The following is a 19,293-nucleotide window of genomic DNA, read 5'->3' as shown; positions in this document are numbered from 1 at the left end:
GTTCCCGCGATCGTTGCCGCGGAGGCAACGACATGGAACAGAGAACCCACCCACCGTCGACGGGTGTGCTGCGGAATGCACCACTCGGTCGGTTCGGTGAAGACCGCGCGACGTCGTGGTTGCAGGAGCACGGATTCCGGGTCGTCGATCGGAACTGGCGTTGTGCACGCGGTGAGATCGACATCGTCGCGTGGGATTCCTGCACGCTCGCGTTCATCGAGGTGAAGACGCGCTCGGGTATCGCGACCGGGCACCCGTTCGAGTCCATCACCGCGTCGAAGATGCGGCGGATGCGCGCCCTCGTACCGGCCTGGTTCGACGCCCACCCCGAGGTGTCGGCGCGGTCGGTGCGCATCGACGCCGTCGCCGTGCACGTCGACGGCCCGCGCACCGTCGTCGAGCACCTGGCCGGTGTGCTGTGACCGGCATCGGCCGTGCCGCCGCCGTCGCGCTCCTCGGCGTGACCGGCCGTCGCATCGAGGTCGAGGCGCACCTGACGAGCCAGTTGCCGGCGTTCAGCATCATCGGGTTGCCGGACACCTCGCTCGGCGAGGCTCGCGAGCGCGTCCGTGCAGCTGCTGCCAACGCGGGGTGCCCGCTGCCGGCACGCCGCATCACGGTCAACCTCACACCGGCGGCCATCCCGAAGCGCGGGTCCGGCTTCGACCTGGCCATCGCCATGGCGGTGCTCGCCGGGGCCGGGGTCGCTCCGGCAGTGTCGGAACGCATCGTCTACATCGGCGAGCTCGGTCTCGACGGCCGGGTCCGTCCCGTCGCCGGGGTGATCCCGATGCTCGTCGCCGCCCGCGACGCCGGTGCCGAGCGGGTGGTGGTCCCGGTCGGCAACCTGCCCGAGGCCCGCGTGGTGGCCGGTGTCCGCACCGTCGGCGTCGACTCGCTCCGGGCCGCCGCCATCGACGCCGGCGCGCTCCTGCCGCCGGTCGAGGTCGAGCCGGTGCTGCCCGTGCCGGTCCCGGCGACGCAGCGTCCGACGGCCGAACTCGCCGACGTCATCGGCAACCCCGTCGGCGTGCGCGCCGTCATCGCCGCGGCGGCGGGCGGTCACCACGCGCTGCTGCTCGGACCACCCGGTGCGGGCAAGACGATGCTCGCCGAGCGGCTCCCCGGTCTCCTGCCCGACCTGGACGACGAGACCGCCCTCGAGGTCGCCGCCGTACGGTCGGTCGCCGGGCTCGGTGCGGCGTCGTGGAGCACCGAGCCCCCGTGGGAGGCGCCGCACCACTCCGCCTCGACGGCATCGTTGATCGGTGGCGGCTCCGGCGTGCTGCGTCCGGGCGCGGTCTCGCGGGCCACCGGGGGCGTCCTGTTCCTCGACGAGGCCCCGGAGTTCCCACGTGCCGTGCTCGACGCGCTGCGGCAGCCGCTCGAGTCGGGCCGGATCACGATCCACCGGACCGCCGGCGCAGCCGAGTTCCCGGCGCGGTGCCAGGTGGTCCTCGCGGCGAACCCGTGCCCGTGCGGCAACGCCGGCGGGGCGCACGGGCAGCCGTGCGAGTGCGCCCCGGCGACCGTCCGCCGCTACCTCGGCCGGATGTCCGGGCCGCTGCTCGACCGGATGGACATCCGCGTGCTCGTCCCGCGCGTGACGACGAGCCGGATCCGCGGGGCGGAACCGACACCCACGACCGCAGCCGCCCGGGCGGTCGTCGCGGCGGCGCGCGACCGGATGGCCCACCGGTTGCGGGGGACCGGGTGGACGCGCAACGCGCAGGTCACCGGGGCGTGGCTGCGGGCACCGGGTCGGACCGAACCGGGGTCGACGAAGGAGCTGGACCGGGCGCTCGAGCTCGGCACCCTGACGATGCGCGGTTGGGACCGCGTGGTGCGGTTGGCGTGGACGCTGGCCGACATCGACGAAGCGGACCGGCCCACCGCCGACCACGTCAGGAGCGCACTCGCGCTGCGGAGTGCGCTGTGATCGCCGTCGCCGGTGACGGTGACGCGCTGCTCGAGCGCATCGGGCGGCTGCTCGGCCCGGCGGTGTCGGACGTGGACACCGTCGCCACCGCGGCGCGCCTGGTGTGGTCGGTCGTCGTCGAGCCCGGGGACGCGATCGCCGGCGAACTGCTGGCCGCGCTCGGGCCGGAGCAGGCGCTCGGTGCGGTGCTGCTCGCTGCCGAGGGGGCGCCCTCCGAGCTGGTGGACGCCTGCGTCGGTGCCGGTGTTCCCGGCGCCGAGGACCCCGTCGCCTTCGCCGACGTCCTCGCGGCTGCCGTCGAGCGCTGGCGACCGCGACTCGGTACCGCGGACCCGGGCAGCGTGTTGTCGGCGGCCGAGGCGGTCGGGGCACGGCTCCTCGTGCCGAACGGTGTCGGGTGGCCGACGGCACTCGACGACCTCGGACCGCACGCGCCCCTCGTGCTCTGGGCCCGCAGTGCCGTCGAGGCCCTCGACGCACAGCCGTCCATCGCGGTGGTCGGGTCGCGGGCGAACACGGTCGCAGGGGCCGAAGCGGCAGCCGAGATCACCTCGGCAGCGGCCGACGACGGGTGCACGATCGTGAGTGGCGGCGCCTACGGCATCGATGCGGTGGCTCACCGTGTCGCGATCGCCGCCGGGGCACCGACCGTCGCGGTGCTCGCCGGGGGTATCGACCAGCTCTACCCGGCGGGCAACGTCCAGCTCCTGCAGGACGTCGCGCGGCACGGCGCGTTGCTCGCCGAGTCGGCACCGGGGACCCGGCCGACAAGGTGGCGGTTCCTGGCGCGGAACCGGCTCATCGCCGCACTGGCCGACGCGACGGTCGTGGTCGAGGCCGGGGCGCGATCGGGGGCGTTGAACACCGCGAACCACGCGGGGCAGCTCGGACGGCCGGTGTTCGCGGTGCCCGGGGCCTTCGCGTCCTCGGCGTCGGTCGGCTGCCACCGGCTCGTGGCGCAGGGGCGGGCCCAGTTGGTCGTGCACCCCGGCGACCCGACGAGCGCGCTCCGAGGCGTCGCGGAGCACGCGTCGAGTGCGGTGCCCGACGAGCCGCTCGTGTCGGTGCACCGCGACCCCGAGGTGGTGCGGGTGCTCGACGCCCTCGGCCGCCGGGCGCTGCCCGAGGCCGAGCTGGCCCGTCGGTCGGGGTTGTCGATGGGTGACACTGCCGACGCCCTCGCGCTCGCGCAGCTGCAGGGCCTGGTGGTGCAGCGCAGCGGCGGGTGGTGTCGGGCGTGACGGTCAGTGGTCGTACCCTGGCGACGTGGCAGAGCAGTCGGGATCGCGCGGCACAGGACGGCCGGAGCAGGGCGGCTCAGCGGGGCGTCGACTCGTCGACGCGGTCGATGCCTTCCTCGCGCACGCACGGCACGCCCGCGGGCTCAGCGAGCAGACGCTGCGTGCCTACGCGAACGACCTGGAGCAGCTCACGACGTTCGCTGAGCGCAGGGGGGTCGACGGGGTCGACGGAGTGGGACTCGAACTCCTGCGCGACTGGCTGTGGGAGGCCGACCAGCGCGGGCTCGCCCGGTCCACGATCGCCAGGCGGTCGTCCTCCGTCCGGGCCTTCACCCGGTGGTCGAGCGAGACCGGGGTGACCGCGACCGACGCCGGCGTCCGACTCCGTGCGCCGAAGGGCGGTGCGCACCTGCCGCGGGTGATGTCGGCCGACCAGGTGCGGAGCCTGCTCGACGGCCTCGGCTCCCGGGCGGCGACGGACGACCCTGGCGCCCTGCGCGACCTGGCGCTCGTCGAACTGCTCTACGCGGCGGCGATCCGCGTCAGCGAGCTCGTCGGCATCGACCTGCCGGACGTCGATCGCGGTCGGCTCACGGTCCGGGTGCTCGGCAAGGGCGGCAAGGAACGCGTCGTCCCGTTCGGCACGCCGGCCCGGGACGCCCTCGAGGCGTGGACGACGCGCGGTCGCCCGGAACTGGCAGCGCGGGCGGAGCAGCCGAGCACGGCGCTGTTCCTCGGCGATCGCGGCGGACGACTCGGGGTGCGGAGCGCCTACCGGGTCGTGGCGCGGCTGCTCGACGACCTGCCCGGCGAGGGGCCGAGCGGCCCGCACACCTTCCGGCACACCGCCGCCACGCACCTGCTCGACGGGGGAGCGGACCTGCGGGCGGTGCAGGAACTCCTCGGCCACGCGAGCCTCGGCACGACGCAGATCTACACGCACGTGTCGTCGGCGCGGCTACGGGAGGTCTACCGGACGGCGCACCCCCGGGCCTGAGCGCGCAGGCGCTCGTCCGCGCGACCTCTCGTGACCTCGTTCCCACCGCTTCGGGACGACGCGCTGAGGTCGTCACAGCGTACCGACGTGCACCGGTGCTGCCGCGCGTCACCCTCGCCACGCCGACTCCGGCAGGAGCACCGGCCACGCGGGCGGCGGCAGGTACGGCGTCGGGTCGACGTAGCGGCCGTCGATCCTCGCGCCGAGGTGCAGGCACGGCGCAGCGGCAGGGCAGTGGCCGACCGACACGCGGCCGACGGGGTCGCCTCGACGGACCTCGGCCCCGGTGGTGACGAGCGGCTGCACGGAGTCGAGGGTGCTCACCAGCCCGTCGCCGTGGTCGACCGTCACCACGGTCCGTCCGCCGACCGAGCCGGCGAACGCCACCGTGCCGTCGTCCACCGCGACCGCCGTCGTGCCGATCGCCGCCGGCACGTCGATGCCGCGGTGACCGGCGGTGTAGTCGCCCGACGGTGGCTCCCATCCGCGCTCGACGACGCGGGTGCCGGTGGGCCAGACCCACGGCGCGGGCTCGGCGGCGGCTGCGGGTGGTGCGGCCACCCGCGGTCGTACTGCCGTCGGCTCGTCGCGGGGAGCCACCGCCGACACGGCCGACGACACCACGACGCCGAGCGCCCCGACGAGCACCACGGTCGTCAGGAGTCTGGGGAGCGGCGTGCCTGAGCGGGGGAACGAAGCCATGCCGCCACCCTGGCGCTGTCGGAACGGCTGTGCGGGCCGGGTGGGTCGACCTGTGGAGGGTGGGGCGGGCCTCCCGGCCTGTGCAGGCCGAGCGCCCCGGCGCACGCGACACGATCGCTGTCGCACGACGTCGACGATGTCGCACGGTGGCCGTCCACGCCGTCGCACCCGGCCGACGCGACAAGATCGCGGTCGTACGACGTCGACCATGTCGCACGGTGGCCGTCCGCGCCGTCGCACGCGGCCCACGCGACACGATCGCGGTCGTACGACGTCGACCATGTCGCACGGCAACCACGCACTCTGCGACGGACCACGCGACGATCGACGCGCGCATCGTCGCAAAGCCCGTGCCCGTGCCCCCGCCGCCTGCCCATGCCCGCGCCCCGCCGCCGTGCCCGCGCCGCCCCCGTTTGTGACCCGCGCCCCCTCGAGGAGTACAGTCGGGGCCGCTCCGGAACACGCAACGCCGCTCGGACGGCGAACCAGCCGACCACCGGGGCACCGTGCAGCAACCCCCGCACGGCGGCAGAACCCAGGAGCATCGTGTCCAACACAGCGACCGGGCACGGCGAAGACCGTGCGTTCAAGGGGAAGGTCACCGCGTTCGCCATCGCAGCAGCGGTGGGCGGTTTCCTCTTCGGCTTCGACTCGTCCGTCATCAACGGTGCGGTCGACGCGATCAAGGGTGAGTTCGGGCTGTCCGAGGCCGCCAGCGGTTTCGCGGTCGCCTCGGCCCTGATCGGCTGTGCGTTCGGCGCGTTCTTCGCCGGGCGCCTCGCCGACCGGTTCGGCCGCACGCGCATCATGTTCTGGGCGGCCGTGCTGTTCCTGGTCTCGTCGATCGGCTCGGGCTTCGCCTTCGCCACGTGGGACTTCGTCATCTGGCGTCTCGTCGGCGGTCTCGGCATCGGGACCGCGTCGGTCATCGCGCCGGCCTACATCTCCGAGGTCTCCCCGAAGGCGATCCGTGGGCGGCTGGCCTCGTTCCAGCAGCTCGCCATCACGCTCGGCATCTTCGCCGCCCTGCTCTCCGACCAGTTCTTCGCGGTCACGGCGGGCGGCGCGTCCGAGGTCGTCGCCGGGCTGCCGGCCTGGCGCTGGATGTTCCTGGTCGGCATCGTCCCCTCGGTGGTCTACGGCGTGCTGGCCATCACGCTGCCGGAGTCGCCGCGCTACCTGCTGGCGAAGGGCCGCACGGACGACGCCCGCGAGGTCATGACGAAGATCGTGCCGCGCGACACCGTGAACACGAGCCTGGAGGAGATCCAGGACGGCATCGAGAAGGAAGCGCAGCAGAAGAAGGGCTCGATCCGCGGCAACCGCTTCGGTCTGCAGCCCATCGTCTGGGTCGGCATCATCCTCGCCGTGCTGCAGCAGTTCGTCGGCATCAACGTGATCTTCTACTACTCGACGACGCTCTGGCAGGCCGTCGGATTCAAGGAGGACCAGTCCTTCCTCATCTCCACCATCACCTCGGTGGTGAACGTCGCGGTCACCTTCATCGCGATCTTCACGGTCGACAAGCTCGGCCGGAAGCCGCTGCTGGTCGCCGGGTCCTCGGGCATGTTCGTGTCGCTGCTCATGGTCGCGATCGCGTTCTCGCAGGCGACGATCGTCGACGGCGAGCCGAACCTGCCCGGCGCGTGGGGCATCATCGCGCTCATCTTCGCGAACCTGTTCGTCGTGTCGTTCGGCGCGACGTGGGGTCCGCTCATGTGGGTGCTGCTCGGCGAGATGTTCCCGAACCGCATCCGTGCCACCGCGCTCGGCGTCGGCTCGGCCGCCAACTGGGTGGCGAACTTCCTCGTCACGATCACCTTCCCGGTGCTCTCGAGCTTCAACCTGACGGTCACGTACGGCATCTACGCGCTGTTCGCGCTCATCTCGCTGTTCTTCGTCATCGCGAAGATCCCGGAGACGAAGGGCCGCTCGCTCGAGGAGATGGGCATCTCCGCCGAGGGCGACACCGTGTCCGCGAAGGCCTGACGCACCAGCGTCACAGCGCGGGCACCACGCCCTGACGCACCAGCGTCACCACGCTCAGGAGGCGCGGTGCAGGTCCGACCTGCACCGCGCCTCCTGTGCGTCCACCGTCTGCTAGCATCTCCTCAGCAGTGCGCTCCGGCGCGCTGACTTCGCGTGTCCACAGCGCCGTCACCGGCGCGGCACCCGACCATCGGTCCCGCTCTCACGAGCGGGCGGTCGCGTGCCAGGGCACCAGGGACCACGACCGAGGGTCGTGGTCGACACAACCGCAACAGGTCCGCAGCGACGTGCGAGAGCACGGCTGCGCGCCGAGAAGACAGAAGGAGGACGGCACATGGCCGTCGTCACCATCCGCCAGCTGCTCGACAGCGGCGTCCACTTCGGACACCAGACCCGTCGGTGGAACCCGAAGGTGAAGCGCTTCATCCTCGCCGAGCGCTCGGGCATCCACATCATCGACCTGCAGCAGTCGCTGGCCTTCATCGACCGCGCGTACGACTTCGTCAAGGAGACGGTCGCGCACGGTGGCACGATCCTCTTCGTGGGCACCAAGAAGCAGGCCCAGGGCTCCATCGCCGAGCAGGCGACCCGCGTCGGCCAGCCGTACGTCAACCAGCGTTGGCTCGGCGGTCTGCTCACGAACTTCCAGACGGTCTCCAAGCGCCTCGCGCGCATGAAGGAGCTCGAGGAGATCGACTTCGACGACACGACGAAGGGCTTCACCAAGAAGGAGCTCCTCATCAAGAAGCGCGAGCTGGACAAGCTCCACAAGACCCTCGGTGGTATCCGCAACCTCACGCGGACCCCGAGCGCGCTCTGGATCGTCGACACCAAGAAGGAGCACCTCGCCGTCGACGAGGCGCAGAAGCTCGGTATCCCGATCATCGGCATCCTCGACACCAACTGCGACCCCGACGAGATCACCTACCCGATCCCGGGCAACGACGACGCGATCCGCTCCGTCGGTCTGCTGACCCGCATCGTCGCCGACGCCGCGGCCGAGGGCCTGAAGACCCGCCACAACGGTGGCGACGAGGACGAGGCCTCCGAGCCCCTCGCCGAGTGGGAGCAGGAGCTCCTCGGTGGCGAGGCCGCCGCCACGACCGAGGCGCCCGCCGCCCCCGTCGAGGAGAACGACGCCGACGCGCAGGTCGCAGCGAAGGAGATCGGCGAGCCGATCGCCGACGACGCGAAGAACGCGGAGCCGACGGCCGAGGCCGAGGCTGCTGCGGAGACCACCCCCGCCGAGTGAGCTGCCGGGGCGCCGGACCCGACCGGGTCCGGCGCCCCGCCTCCACTCTCCACACACTCACAGTCCAGAAAGGACTCCTGTCAATGGCAAACTTCACCGCTGCTGACGTGAAGAAGCTCCGCGAGGACCTCGGCGCCGGCATGATGGACGCCAAGAACGCCCTCGTCGAGGCTGACGGCGACTACGACAAGGCCGTCGAGCTGCTCCGCATCAAGGGTGCGAAGGCCGTCGCCAAGCGCGACGACCGCGCCACCTCCGAGGGTGTCGTCGTCGCCTCGAGCGAGAACGGCGCCGCCACGGTCGTCGAGCTCGCGAGCGAGACCGACTTCGTCGCGAAGAACGAGAAGTTCACGACGCTGGCCGACAAGGTGCTCGGGGCCGTCTCGGCCGCCGGTGCCGCCGACGTCGCCGCCGCGAACGCCGCCCCGCTGGACGGCAAGACCGTCCTCGAGGTCGTCAACGAGGCCGCCGCCGCGCTGGGCGAGAAGCTCGAGGTCCGCACGGTCCGCCGTGTCGAGGGCTCGGCCTTCGAGATCTACCTGCACAAGACCAGCCAGGACCTGCCGCCGCAGATCGCCGTCGTCATCGCTTACGAGGGCGACAACGCCGCCGAGGCCCGCTCGATCGCCCAGCACGTCGCGTTCGCGAACCCGTCGTACCTGACGCGCGAGGACGTCCCGGCCGACGCGATCGAGAAGGAGCGCGCGACCGTCGAGGCGATCACGCGCGAGGAGGGCAAGCCGGAGGCCGCCCTGCCGAAGATCGTCGAGGGTCGCGTCAACGCCTTCATCAAGCAGGTCGCGCTCCTCGACCAGGACTACGCGAAGGACAACAAGATCTCCGTCGCGAAGGCCGCCGAGAACGCCGGCATCACGATCCAGGGCTTCGCCCGCGTCAAGGTCGGCGCGTAACGAACCCGTGACGGGGTCAGGAACCAGGTTGGTTCCTGACCCCGTTTTCGCGCGCTCGTGCGCGCGGACCCGGCCTGGAGGCACGACGTGCGTCCGCCGGACCGGCTGCGGCCGGGTAGATTCCCACGAGACATCGACGAAGGGTGCGACCAGATGACCGACGAGAAGACCGGACGACGCCGGGTCCTGCTGAAGCTCTCGGGAGAGGCCTTCGGGGCCGGGTCCCTCGGCGTGAACCCCGACGTGATCGGCTCGATCGCCCGTGAGATCGCCGTGGCGGCACAGGACGTCGAGATCGCGATCGTCGTCGGCGGGGGCAACTTCTTCCGCGGCGCGGAGCTCTCGCAGCGCGGCATGGACCGCGGCCGCGCCGACTACATGGGCATGCTCGGCACGGTGATGAACGCGCTCGCGCTGCAGGACTTCCTCGAGCAGGCCGGTGCCGCGACCCGCGTGCAGTCCGCCATCTCGATGACCCAGGTCGCCGAATCGTACATCCCGCGGCGCGCCGAGCGGCACCTCGAGAAGGGCCGCGTCGTCATCTTCGGCGCCGGCGCCGGGCTGCCCTACTTCTCCACCGACACGGTCGCGGCGCAGCGTGCGCTCGAGATCAAGGCGGACGAGGTCCTCGTCGCGAAGAACGGCGTCGACGGGGTCTACACCGCCGACCCGAAGAAGGACGCCACGGCCGAGAAGCTGCACCACGTGACGTACCAGGACGCCCTGCTCAAGGGCCTCAAGGTGGTCGACGCGACCGCGTTCTCGCTCTGCATGGACAACGGCATGCCGATGCACGTCTTCGGCATGGAGGGCGAGGGCAACGTCCAGGCCGCCATCCGGGGCGAGCGCATCGGCACCGTGGTCAGCAACTGACCTGCCGCGCTGACTAGACTCGACGCCAGTACCGAAGGAGTAACACCGTGATCAGTGATGTCCTGACCGAAGCCACCGAGAAGATGGCGAAGGCGGTCGAGGTCGCCAAGGACGACTTCTCCACCGTCCGAACCGGCCGGATCAACGCCGCGCTCTTCCAGAAGATCCCCGTCGAGTACTACGGCACCCCGACGCCGCTCGCGCAGCTCGCCTCGCTGCAGACCCCCGAGGCCCGCACGCTCATCGTGACGCCGTACGACAAGTCGGCGCTCAAGGAGATCGAGCGTGCCATCGCGACGTTCCCGAACCTCGGCGCGAGCCCGTCGAACGACGGCGAGATCGTCCGCGTGACGATCCCGGAGCTCACGCAGGACCGCCGCAAGGAGTTCGTCAAGCTCGTGCGCGGCAAGGGCGAGGACCACAAGGTCGTCATCCGCAACATCCGCCGCCGCGCCAAGGACGACCTCGACGCGCTGAAGGGCGAGATCTCGGACGACGAGATCGCCCGCGGCGACAAGGACCTCGAGGCCCTGACGAAGAAGCACGTCGACCAGATCGACGACTCGCTGAAGAAGAAGGAAGCCGAACTCCTCGAGGTCTGATGCACCGCCCGCAACCGGGCGGTGACCGCCCCACAGAACCGCACGGACCCGTCGACACCGGGTCCGCGAAGAAGGGGCTGCGCCAGGACTTCGATGCGCGTGCCCGAGCGGCCCGCACCGACTTCGAGGCGCAGCTCCGGCAACGCCGGGCCGACCTCGGCGCGCGCAACGAGGCACTGACGGCGCGGACCGGGCGCAACCTGCCGGCGGCGATCGGCATCGCGCTCGCGTTCGCCGTGGTGATGCTCGGCTCGCTGCTGCTCTGGACCCCGTCGTTCATGGTCGTGGCGGCGTTCCTGCTCGGCGTGGGCGTCTACGAGCTCACGAGCGCGATGCGGTTCGCGGGTCGCGACGTGCCGCGGATCCCGAGCGTCGCGGTCGCGATCGCGATCGTGCCGGCGTCGTTCCTGTACGGACAGGTCGCCGCGCTGTTCACGTTGCTCGGCGGCATCGTGCTCATCAGCCTCTGGCGGCTGGTCGAGGTCACGGTGGCTCGGCAGAAGCCGTCCGCCGGCAACGTCTTCCGCGACCTCACGAACGGGTTGTTCGTGCAGGCGTACATCTCGCTGCTCGGCGCCTGCGTGGTGCTGCTCTCCGCGCAGCCGCAGGGCAACCTCTGGGTGATCGGGTTCATCCTGGTCGTCGTCGCCGTGGACACCGGGGCGTACGCGACCGGGCTCAACCTCGGCAAGCACCCGATGGCGCCGCGGATCAGCCCGAAGAAGACCTGGGAAGGCTTCGCCGGCTCCGTCGCGGCGAGCATCGTCGTCGGCATCCTGGTGAGCTGGCTCATGCTCGGGCTGCCCTGGTGGACCGGTGTGGTGCTCGGCGTGCTCATCTCCGGGTCGGCCACGCTCGGCGACCTGACCGAGTCGATGATCAAGCGCGACCTCGGCATCAAGGACATCTCGTCGTTCCTGCCCGGGCACGGGGGACTGCTCGACCGGATCGACAGCATCCTGCCGTCGGCCGCCGTCGGGTACGTGCTGTACCTCATCGTCAACCACTGATCGTCGTCAGCCACTGATCGTCGTCGGCCACTGATCGTCGTCAGCGGCACCGTCGCGGTGCCGTCCTCAGCGCGTCCAGGTTGTGCCACGGTGACGGACTGGCAGAATGTCGCCGTGGCAACCACCTTCCCGACCGCAGCCCGGTCCGCACTCGGTTACGACGTCGACGAGGTCGAGCGGTTCCTCGAGGACGCCCGTCGTGCGTACTCCGCCGACGACAGCGCCCCCGGGATCGAGGCCGCGAAGATCCGCGCGACGGCCTTCTCGATGCGGAAGGGCGGCTACTCGACCTCGCACGTCGACGCCGCGCTCGAGCGCCTCGAGGACGCCTTCGCCGCACGTGAGCGCGAGCGCGAGATCACCGAGGTCGGACAGAAGGCCTGGTACGCCGAGGCCCGCACCAAGGCGTCCGACGTCGTGGCGCGGCTCGAGCGGCCGGACGGGCAGCGGTTCCGCCGGGTGAGCTTCCTCGGCACCGGGTACCACCCGAAGGACGTCGACGCCTTCGCCGAACGCCTCGCCGGCTACTTCCGCGAGGGCAAGGCCCTCAGCCTCACCGAGGTCCGCTCCGTCGTGTTCCGACCGAAGCACGGCGGCTACCGCGAAGCCCAGGTCGACGCGGTCCTCGACGCCGTCGTCGAGGTCATGCTCGCGGTCCGCTGAACCGGTCCGCGACGCGCTGTGACCAGTGCTTCGTTTTCCGTGATCGTTCCGTTACCCTGGTCCTACTCATGGGCAGGCACACGGCAGACCACAGCTCCGACCGCGATCCCCGCGAGCACCTCGGCCACCAGGCCTCGGGTGAGCGCCGCGCGGCACTGAACCGAACCCGCAGCGCGGACGCCTCGGTGCTCCGAGCGGACCCACCGGTGCTGCCGGCGGTGACCGCCCCCGTCGCCACCCCGAAGTCCGTCGCGGCGAACCGGGTCTCCGACGAGAACGTCTCGGCGTTCGCGCACGAGGCGCCCCGCGTCGTGGCGACCGCGCCCGTGCGGCAGCGTCCGACCGCACGGTCGTCGGCCGGTGTCCGGCCCACCGCGACCGCGTCGGTCAACACCTTCGCCCGGAAGCGCGCCCGCGTCCCCGCCATCTCGTTCTTCGGTGTGTTCCTGTTCGTCGGCGGCTCGCTCTTCAACCCGCTGCAGGCCGACGTGGCCCAGGCCGCGGTCGACACCCCGGTGCTCGTGAAGACCCCGACGAAGCCCCAGCAGTTCACCGCCGGCGGTGCCGGCCTGACGGTTGCCGACCGTGACGGCTACGAGGTCACCGTGCCCGCGCCGAAGGTCAAGAAGGCCCCGAAGGTCGCCGAGACCACCGACGCCGACGCCACCGACGGAGCCGACGAGGCCACCGCCACCGACGAGCCGGTGTCCGCCAGCAACACGCTGGCCGCCGTGGCCGCCGCGCCGGACCCGGGCAGCGCGCAGGAGATCGCCCTCGCGCAGGTCACCGCTCGCGGCTGGGGCACCGACCAGTACAACTGCCTCGTCTCGCTGTGGAACAAGGAGTCGGGCTGGCGCGTCAACGCCTACAACCCGAGCGGCGCGTACGGCATCCCGCAGGCACTGCCCGGCAGCAAGATGGCCACGGCCGGTGCCGACTGGCAGACGAACCCGGCGACGCAGATCACGTGGGGCCTGAACTACATCGCGGGTGTCTACGGCACCCCGTGTGCTGCCTGGGGTCACAGCCAGGCCGTCAACTGGTACTGATCGGCAGCTCGGGTGCCGCGCAGCAACCGGCCGCGGCGTCCCCGCGGTCGCGACGTCGAGCCTGACGAGGCGCCGGGCCTCGACCGGCTGATGGCGGGGTGGAAGCGCACCGAGGTCCGCCGTGGGCGGGAGTACCAGGTGCAGCCGATCTCGGCCGCCTCGGCGCAGAAGGAGTACGTCTGCCCGGGCTGCGGCGGCGCCGTCCTGCCCGGGACCGCGCACGTGGTGGTCTGGCGGGCCGACGGTGTCCTCGGCGACGCCGCGGACCTCGCCTCGCGCCGCCACTGGCACAACCGCTGCTGGAGCATCGCGTGACCCCTGAGCCGTCGGCCGACACCGAGATCCGGTCCGCGACGGAACTGCCCGCGCGGCGCACCGACGTCGAGCTCGTCACCGACGACCACCTCGTCCTGGTCGGTGAGCTCGCCGAACCGGCGGAGCGTCCGGCCCGGGGCACGATCGTCACCCTGCACCCGCTGCCGACCGCGCACGGCTTCATGGACTCCCACGTCCTCAAGAAGGCGGCAGCCCGACTGCCCGCCCTGGCCGACGTCGCCGTGCTGCGCTTCAACTTCCGTTCCGTCACCTCGCCGCGCGGCACGTCCGAGGGCACCTTCGGCGACGGTGTGTCCGAGGGGTTCGACCTGCGGGCCGCCGTCGCCGAGGTCACCGACCGGGGCCTGCCGACGCCGTGGCTGGTCGGGTGGTCCTTCGGGACCGAGGTCGCGCTGAAGCACGCGCTCGAACACGTCGAGGCCGGCCGGGTCGCCGGGGTGGTGCTCCTGTCACCGCCGCTGCACCGCACGACCGACGAAGAGCTCGCCCGGTGGGCCGCCGTCCGGGTGCCCGTGGTGGCGCTCGTCCCGGAGCACGACGACTTCCTGCAGCCGGCCGAGGCGGTCGAGCGGTTCGCGCTCGCACCGAACGTCCGCGTGGTGCCGGTCGAGGGTGCGAAGCACCTGTGGGTGGGGGAGCGGTACGTGCGGATCGTCCTCGACGCGATCGCCGACCTCGTCGTGCCGGGCAGCGCTCCGCTGCCGACGCACTGGCCGGTCTGACGGACGCTGCCGGCCTGACGGACGCGGCCGGCGGGCCCTGCGACCCGCCCCCTGCACGGCGCGGGCCGACCCGGAGGCGCGGGGCGGGCCTCCAGGCAGGCCCGCGTCAGCGGTCGGTGGCGTCCGTCGCGTCGTCCCCGTCCGTGGCGTCCACGGCGGGCGCCGTGCCGAGCAGCCCGGTGGCGTGCGTGAGCACGCCGCGCAGGTTCTCCAGGTAGCCGGCCACCGCGTCGCGCTCGGTCCGGATGGCCGCCAGGCGGTCCTCGGCCTCGGCGACCACGCCCGCCGTGCGCTCCTCGGCGTCCGCGACCATGCGGTGCACGCGGTCCTGCGCGTCGGCGACGATCGTGCGGGCGTGCTCCTGCGCCTCGGTGGTGCTGGTGCGCTCGAGGTCGTCGGCCTCCTGCTGCAGACGCTCGGCCCGCTCGCGGGCCTCGGTCGCGCGGCGAGTGGCCTCGGCGAGCTGCAGGTTCGCCTCGTCGAGGTACTTCTGCGTCTCGGTGACCGTCTCGTGGTGCTTCTGCAGGTAGTCCTGCTCGGCGTCGTCCCGGCGTGACGCGAGCTCGGACTCGAGCGTCGTCCGGGCCTCGTCACGCTCGCGGGCGATCTCGGCACGTGCCTCGTCGCGCTCCTTCGCGAGGTCGGCGCGGGCGGTGTCGATCTCCTGGCGCAGCGCGGTGCGCTCGGCCTCCAGGGTGCCGAGCTCGTTCGTCCGACGGTCCGCGATCTCGGTGTCGACCTCGGCGTGCTCGCGCTCGCGGCGCGCGGCGAGGGTGTCCTCGTGCTCGCGGACGGCGCGCCCCGCGGCGGCGTCGGCTTCGGCGCGCTCCCGGGCGATGCGGTCCTGGTGCTCTTCGAGTTCGCGGGCGATGCGCTCCGCGGTCTCCTGCACGAGCCGCGCGTTCTCGACGCGGGTCTGCTCCTCGTCGACGCGGAGCTGCGCGTGGGCCGCGCCGACCTCTTGCTCGAGGGCCGTGCGGGCGGCGGCGAGTTCGCGGTCCCACTCGGCGCGGGCAGCCGCGAGGTCCTCGTCGAGCACCCGGCGGCGGTCCGCGAACTCGCTGTCGAGCTCGTCACGGCGACGGGCGACCTCGGCGTCGAGCTCGGCGCGGCCGGTCTCGAGCGCCAGGGCGTGCGCCTGCTGCTCCTCGTCGCGCTCACGGTGCCACGCGGCGCGCCCCTCGGCGACCTCGCGCTCGAGGGCCTGTCGACGCGTGGTCTCCTCGCGGTCGAGGTCCTCGGTGCGGCGCGTGTGGTCGGCCTCGAACACCGAGCGGCGGTGCTCGGTCTCGCGGTCGAGGTCGGCCGCGGCGGTGCGGGCGTCGGCGGAGGCGCGCTGTGCGGCCTCGCGCAGCTCGGCGACCTCGTGCTCGACCTGGGCACGGAGGGCGTTCGTCTCGCGGATCGCGACCGAACGGACCTCGGCTGCCTCGGTCAGCGCGGCGCCGCGGATGGCGGCGGCCTCGTTGCGGGCGTCCTGGGTGAGCAGGCCGGACTCGGCGCGGGCACGCTCGACGGTGTCGGCGGCCTCGGCGCGGGCGCGGGTCAGCTCGTTGGTCGCACGGGTGCGGGCGTCCTCGAGGGTGTCGGACGCCTCGTCGCGGGCCTCGCGCAGGGTGCGCTCGGCGTCGGCGCGGCTCGAGGCGCGGAGACGCTGGGCGTCGATGTCGGCCTGGCTGATGAGGCGGGTGGACTGCTCCTCGGCCACGCGCAGCGTCGACTCGAGGCGGGTGCCGAGTCCGCTGTAGGTCGGGGTGCCGGCTTCGTCGAGCTCGCCCTGGAGCTCGGAGACGCGCGACTGCAGCAGCCGGATCTCCTTCGCGGCGTCTGCCCGGTCGGTGTTCGACTTGATGAGCTCGCGACGCAGGTCGTTCAGGGAACGGTCGACCTCGTCGCGGCGGTACCCGCGCAGCTCGGTCCCGAACTCGGCCTCGTCGTTCGCCACGTGTCGCTCCTGGTGCTCGGCGGAGGGCCCGGTCCGGGCCGCGCACCGATTGTAATGGTGCCCGGCGGGCCGCTTCTGTGACCGACGTCAGCGCGGATGGATGCGCCGTCCAGTGTTGCTCGCTATCCTGAGTCGCTGATTCGCGCGCCGACTCCCCACCCCGGCGCGGTAGGGAGAGAGTTCGTGCGATTCGTCCTGGCGATCGTCAGTTTCGTCATCGGCCTGCTGCTCGTCGCGCTCGCGGTCGGACAGCGGACGGTGTTCGCCCCGCCGTCGTCCCTCGTCGCGCAGAGCTCGACCACCAGCTCCGCGCCGGTGACCGTCATCCCGGGGTCGACGCTCAACGCGAACCCCGGCTACCAGCGCATCAACGTCTCCGGGTCCGGCAAGGTGTTCGCCGCGTACGGCAAGACCGCCGACGTGGACGCCTGGGTGGGCGACGCCGAGCACACCACGCTCCGGTTCGACGCCGAGAAGGCCGCGCTCGTCGGTCGGACCACCGGTTCCGAGTCGAGCGTCCCCTCGCCCGAGGGCAGCGACCTCTGGTACCAGGAGTGGGACGGCGCCGGGCAGTTCACCGTCCGACTGCCGCAGGACGTCTCCGTGCTCATCGTCAGCGACGGGGAGGCCGCGGCGCCGAGCAACGTGTCCGTCACCTGGCCCCGCGACACCGCCACACCGACCGTCGGGCCGCTCCTGGTCGCCGGTGGTGTCTTCGTCCTCGGAGGGATCGTGCTCCTCGTCCTCGCGTTCCTGCACCAGCGTCGCGGCCGCGGACCCCGCCGCCGCAGCGGTGGCACCCGTCCGCCGCGCGTCCGTGCGTCCCGTCGGGCCGCCGCAGCCGGGGCCCAGGTCCCCTCGCGCGGTCGCCGCAGCTCCCGCGCGTTCATCGGCGTGCCGGTCGTCCTCGTCGGCGCGCTCACCCTGGCCGGCTGCTCGTCCGACTACTGGCCGCAGGGCGTCGACGCCTCGCTCGCGACCCCGACGCCGACCGCGACGGCGACCGGTGCCGCCACCACCACGGAGCCGACCGCGGCGACGAAGCAGCAGATCAGCCGCGTCGTCGACCGCATCGCCGACGTGGCGAAGGAAGCCGACGGCCGACGGGACCGCGACCTCGTCCGGACCCGGTTCAGCGGGGCGGCGCTCGAGCTCCGGCTGGCGAACTACTCGATCCGCGGCAAGGACTCCGAGGTCAAGGCGCCGCCGACGATCTCCTCCGGTCAGGTCTGCGTCGCGCTCCCGCAGCAGACCGACACCTGGCCCCGCACGGTGTTCACGATCGTCGCCGAGGACTGCGACGCGAAGGCCGCCCCGCAGGCGCTGACCCTCGTGCAGGACTCCGCGCGTGACCCGTACAAGGTCGCCTACGACGTCTCGCTCGAGGCCGACGCGCAGATCCCGAGCCTCGCCCCGACCACGATCGGTGCGGCGCTCCTGACGCCCGAGTCGAAGCTCCTGACGATCGCTCCCGACCAGGTGGCGACGGCCTACGCGGACATCCTGTCGAAGGACGCGAAGAGCGAGTACGCCGACCTGTTCTCGAGCGAGGGCGACGCGCTCCGCACCACGATCGGCAAGGCCTACAAGGACAAGAAGGCGAAGTCGCTGCCGGACACGGCGGAGATCGACTACTCGTCCGAGGTCCCCGCCGACAGCGCGGTCGCCATCGCGACCGACGACGCGGGGGCGCTCGTCTCGGCCGACCTGGACGAGATCGAGAAGGTGACCCCGACGGCCTCCGGCGCCGAGGTCAACACCGAGGGTGCCGTCAAGGCGTTGTCCGGTGTGGACAGCAGCAAGAAGGGGATCAGCGCGACGTACAGCGTCCAGCTGCTGTTCTCCGTCCCGCCGGTCGCCTCGGGTGGCAAAGTGGTCCTGCTCGGGTTCACGCAGGGCCTGACCGCAGCAAGTGAGGTGCAATGAGCAACATCCCCCCGACCCCGGCCGGGCTCCGTGGAGCCGTCGACCTGTCGTCCCTCGTCGACCGCGCCCAGCGGCCGCAGCAGCCCCCGCAGTCCGCGGGTGCCCCGGCGCCGCAGGGTGCCGCTGTGGACGGCTCCGAGACCGGCGGCGACCTGACCGTCCCGTCGCTCGTCCTCGACGTCACCGACCAGAGCTTCCAGGACGTGCTCCAGCTGTCCTCGGTCGTCCCGGTGATCGTCGACATCTGGGCGGAGTGGTGCGGGCCGTGCAAGCAGCTCTCGCCGATCCTCGAACAGCTGACCGCCGAGTACGCCGGACGTGTGGTGCTCGCGAAGGTCGACGCCGACACGAACCCGCAGCTCGTGCAGGCGTTCCAGGCGCAGTCGATCCCGACCGTCGCCGCGGTGATCGGCGGACGGCCCCTCGGGCTGTTCGTCGGGGCACTGCCCGAGGCGCAGGTGCGTGACGTGTTCGAGCAGGTCCTGCAGGCCGCCGAGCAGAACGGCGTGTCCGGGCGGGTCACCGTCGACGGGGCTGCCCCTGCGGACGCGACCGAGCAGGGCGAGCCGGAGCCGGAGCCACTGCCGCCGCACCACCAGGCGGCCTACGACGCCATCGAGCAGGGCGACTACGCGACGGCGATCGCCGAGTACAAGACCGCGATCGCGCAGGACCCGCACGACCAAATGGCCGTCGCCGGGCTCGCGCAGGTGTCGCTCCTCGACCGGCTCGACGGCCGGTCCGCCGACGACATCCGTGCGGCTGCCGCCGCGGGGCCGACGGACGTCCCCGCGCAGCTCGCGGTGGCGGACCTCGACGTCGCCGGTGGGCACGTCGAGGACGCCCTCGGCCGGCTGCTCGACCTCGTGCCGACGGTCTTCGGCGAGGACCGCGAGGCGCTCCGCGTGCGGCTCGTCGAGTACTTCGAGCTCGTCGGGACCGAGGACCCGCGCGTCGTCGCGGCCCGCCGGCGCCTCGCGAGCGCCCTGTACTAGACACACCACGAGACGGACGGGAGGCCCGGTGCCAGCTGGCACCGGGCCTCCCGTCCGTCTCGGCGTGCGCGCCGCGACGTCCCGTTCCGCCGCGTGTGCGGTGGGACTCAGGAACGCGCGGAGGGGGCCGGAACGACGGGC

Annotated in this window: 18 protein-coding genes; 16 read left to right on the top strand and 2 right to left on the bottom strand. The window is 72.4% G+C overall.

Annotated features, from left to right (window positions below):
- Positions 1–32 precede the first annotated feature (32 nt).
- The 4 genes from DEI99_RS10475 to DEI99_RS10460 are packed head-to-tail and all read left to right on the top strand — an operon-like array spanning position 33 to position 4,177.
- Positions 33–422: a YraN family protein gene (locus DEI99_RS10475; protein ID WP_111041972.1), complete on the top strand. Its 390-nt coding sequence runs from the start codon at positions 33–35 to the stop codon at positions 420–422.
- On the top strand, positions 419–1,939 hold the full coding sequence (locus tag DEI99_RS10470) for a YifB family Mg chelatase-like AAA ATPase (RefSeq protein WP_111041973.1): 1,521 nt from the start codon (positions 419–421) through the stop codon (positions 1,937–1,939). The genes DEI99_RS10475 and DEI99_RS10470 overlap by 4 nt, the downstream gene beginning before the upstream one ends.
- A complete protein-coding gene (dprA, locus tag DEI99_RS10465; protein ID WP_181434458.1) occupies positions 1,936–3,180 on the top strand; it encodes a DNA-processing protein DprA in 1,245 nt (414 codons plus the stop codon). The genes DEI99_RS10470 and dprA overlap by 4 nt, the downstream gene beginning before the upstream one ends.
- Positions 3,181–3,205: 25 nt before the next feature.
- Positions 3,206–4,177, top strand: coding sequence for a tyrosine recombinase XerC (locus DEI99_RS10460; RefSeq protein ID WP_111041975.1), 972 nt, complete (start codon positions 3,206–3,208; stop codon positions 4,175–4,177).
- A gap of 108 nt (positions 4,178–4,285) precedes the next feature.
- Here DEI99_RS10460 and DEI99_RS10455 read toward each other — a convergent pair whose 3' ends face one another.
- The gene (locus tag DEI99_RS10455; RefSeq protein WP_111041976.1) at positions 4,286–4,879 is read right to left on the bottom strand and encodes a murein hydrolase activator EnvC family protein; all 594 of its coding nucleotides are present in this window, start codon (positions 4,877–4,879) and stop codon (positions 4,286–4,288) included.
- Positions 4,880–5,425: 546 nt separating this feature from the next.
- On the opposite strand from DEI99_RS10455, the gene DEI99_RS10450 reads away from it, so the two are divergent.
- The 10 genes from DEI99_RS10450 to DEI99_RS10405 all read left to right on the top strand — a co-directional run bounded on the left by DEI99_RS10450 (position 5,426) and on the right by DEI99_RS10405 (position 14,286).
- Positions 5,426–6,868: a sugar porter family MFS transporter gene (locus DEI99_RS10450; protein WP_284180798.1), complete on the top strand. Its 1,443-nt coding sequence runs from the start codon at positions 5,426–5,428 to the stop codon at positions 6,866–6,868.
- 334 nt (positions 6,869–7,202) lie between these two features.
- Entirely contained in the window at positions 7,203–8,120 is a 918-nt protein-coding gene (rpsB, locus tag DEI99_RS10445; RefSeq protein WP_071253783.1) for a 30S ribosomal protein S2, read from the top strand.
- A gap of 83 nt (positions 8,121–8,203) precedes the next feature.
- Positions 8,204–9,031 (top strand): translation elongation factor Ts, encoded by an 828-nt coding sequence (tsf, locus tag DEI99_RS10440; protein ID WP_071253780.1) that lies wholly within the window; start codon positions 8,204–8,206, stop codon positions 9,029–9,031.
- 153 nt (positions 9,032–9,184) lie between these two features.
- Positions 9,185–9,904 (top strand): UMP kinase, encoded by a 720-nt coding sequence (pyrH, locus tag DEI99_RS10435; protein ID WP_071253777.1) that lies wholly within the window; start codon positions 9,185–9,187, stop codon positions 9,902–9,904.
- Between the two features lie 47 nt (positions 9,905–9,951).
- Positions 9,952–10,506 carry a ribosome recycling factor gene (frr, locus tag DEI99_RS10430; RefSeq protein ID WP_071253775.1) on the top strand — a complete coding sequence of 185 codons (555 nt, stop codon included), beginning with the start codon at positions 9,952–9,954 and terminating at the stop codon, positions 10,504–10,506.
- Complete coding sequence (locus DEI99_RS10425) at positions 10,506–11,516, top strand: phosphatidate cytidylyltransferase (protein ID WP_258369641.1); 1,011 nt, start codon at positions 10,506–10,508, stop codon at positions 11,514–11,516. The genes frr and DEI99_RS10425 overlap by 1 nt, the downstream gene beginning before the upstream one ends.
- A 114-nt stretch (positions 11,517–11,630) precedes the next feature.
- Complete coding sequence (locus tag DEI99_RS10420; RefSeq protein ID WP_111042966.1) at positions 11,631–12,179, top strand: DivIVA domain-containing protein; 549 nt, start codon at positions 11,631–11,633, stop codon at positions 12,177–12,179.
- Between the two features lie 68 nt (positions 12,180–12,247).
- Positions 12,248–13,228: an aggregation-promoting factor C-terminal-like domain-containing protein gene (locus tag DEI99_RS10415; protein WP_258369643.1), complete on the top strand. Its 981-nt coding sequence runs from the start codon at positions 12,248–12,250 to the stop codon at positions 13,226–13,228.
- Positions 13,229–13,240: 12 nt separating this feature from the next.
- The gene (locus tag DEI99_RS10410; RefSeq protein ID WP_111042967.1) at positions 13,241–13,543 is read left to right on the top strand and encodes an Rv1322 family protein; all 303 of its coding nucleotides are present in this window, start codon (positions 13,241–13,243) and stop codon (positions 13,541–13,543) included.
- A complete protein-coding gene (locus DEI99_RS10405) occupies positions 13,540–14,286 on the top strand; it encodes an alpha/beta hydrolase (protein ID WP_181434538.1) in 747 nt (248 codons plus the stop codon). The genes DEI99_RS10410 and DEI99_RS10405 overlap by 4 nt, the downstream gene beginning before the upstream one ends.
- A gap of 106 nt (positions 14,287–14,392) precedes the next feature.
- On the opposite strand, the gene DEI99_RS10400 is transcribed toward DEI99_RS10405, so the two are convergent.
- On the bottom strand, positions 14,393–16,231 hold the full coding sequence (locus tag DEI99_RS10400) for a coiled-coil domain-containing protein (RefSeq protein WP_181434539.1): 1,839 nt from the start codon (positions 16,229–16,231) through the stop codon (positions 14,393–14,395).
- 183 nt (positions 16,232–16,414) lie between these two features.
- Here DEI99_RS10400 and DEI99_RS10395 point away from each other — a divergent pair, with 183 nt between their 5' ends.
- Positions 16,415–18,157 carry a DUF8094 domain-containing protein gene (locus DEI99_RS10395; RefSeq protein ID WP_111042968.1) on the top strand — a complete coding sequence of 581 codons (1,743 nt, stop codon included), beginning with the start codon at positions 16,415–16,417 and terminating at the stop codon, positions 18,155–18,157.
- Positions 18,154–19,152, top strand: a complete 999-nt coding sequence (locus DEI99_RS10390) for a tetratricopeptide repeat protein (RefSeq protein WP_111042969.1) — start codon at positions 18,154–18,156, stop codon at positions 19,150–19,152. The genes DEI99_RS10395 and DEI99_RS10390 overlap by 4 nt, the downstream gene beginning before the upstream one ends.
- Positions 19,153–19,293 lie beyond the last annotated feature (141 nt).

This window comes from Curtobacterium sp. MCLR17_036, from assembly GCF_003234445.2.
GTDB lineage: Bacteria > Actinomycetota > Actinomycetes > Actinomycetales > Microbacteriaceae > Curtobacterium.
Note: the sequence above shows the minus strand (reverse complement) of the source record. Positions and strands in the feature narration are given on the sequence as shown.

What these genes read in the sequence shown, in the direction of transcription:
- rpsB (WP_071253783.1), top strand. Translation starts at nt 7,203, where the DNA reads ATGGCCGTCGTCACCATCCGCCAGCTGCTCGACAGCGGCGTCCACTTC.
- DEI99_RS10475 (WP_111041972.1), top strand. Translation starts at nt 33, where the DNA reads ATGGAACAGAGAACCCACCCACCGTCGACGGGTGTGCTGCGGAATGCA.
- DEI99_RS10425 (WP_258369641.1), top strand. Translation starts at nt 10,506, where the DNA reads ATGCACCGCCCGCAACCGGGCGGTGACCGCCCCACAGAACCGCACGGA.
- tsf (WP_071253780.1), top strand. Translation starts at nt 8,204, where the DNA reads ATGGCAAACTTCACCGCTGCTGACGTGAAGAAGCTCCGCGAGGACCTC.
- DEI99_RS10415 (WP_258369643.1), top strand. Translation starts at nt 12,248, where the DNA reads ATGGGCAGGCACACGGCAGACCACAGCTCCGACCGCGATCCCCGCGAG.
- DEI99_RS10455 (WP_111041976.1), bottom strand. Translation starts at nt 4,879, where the DNA reads ATGGCTTCGTTCCCCCGCTCAGGCACGCCGCTCCCCAGACTCCTGACG.
- pyrH (WP_071253777.1), top strand. Translation starts at nt 9,185, where the DNA reads ATGACCGACGAGAAGACCGGACGACGCCGGGTCCTGCTGAAGCTCTCG.
- DEI99_RS10390 (WP_111042969.1), top strand. Translation starts at nt 18,154, where the DNA reads ATGAGCAACATCCCCCCGACCCCGGCCGGGCTCCGTGGAGCCGTCGAC.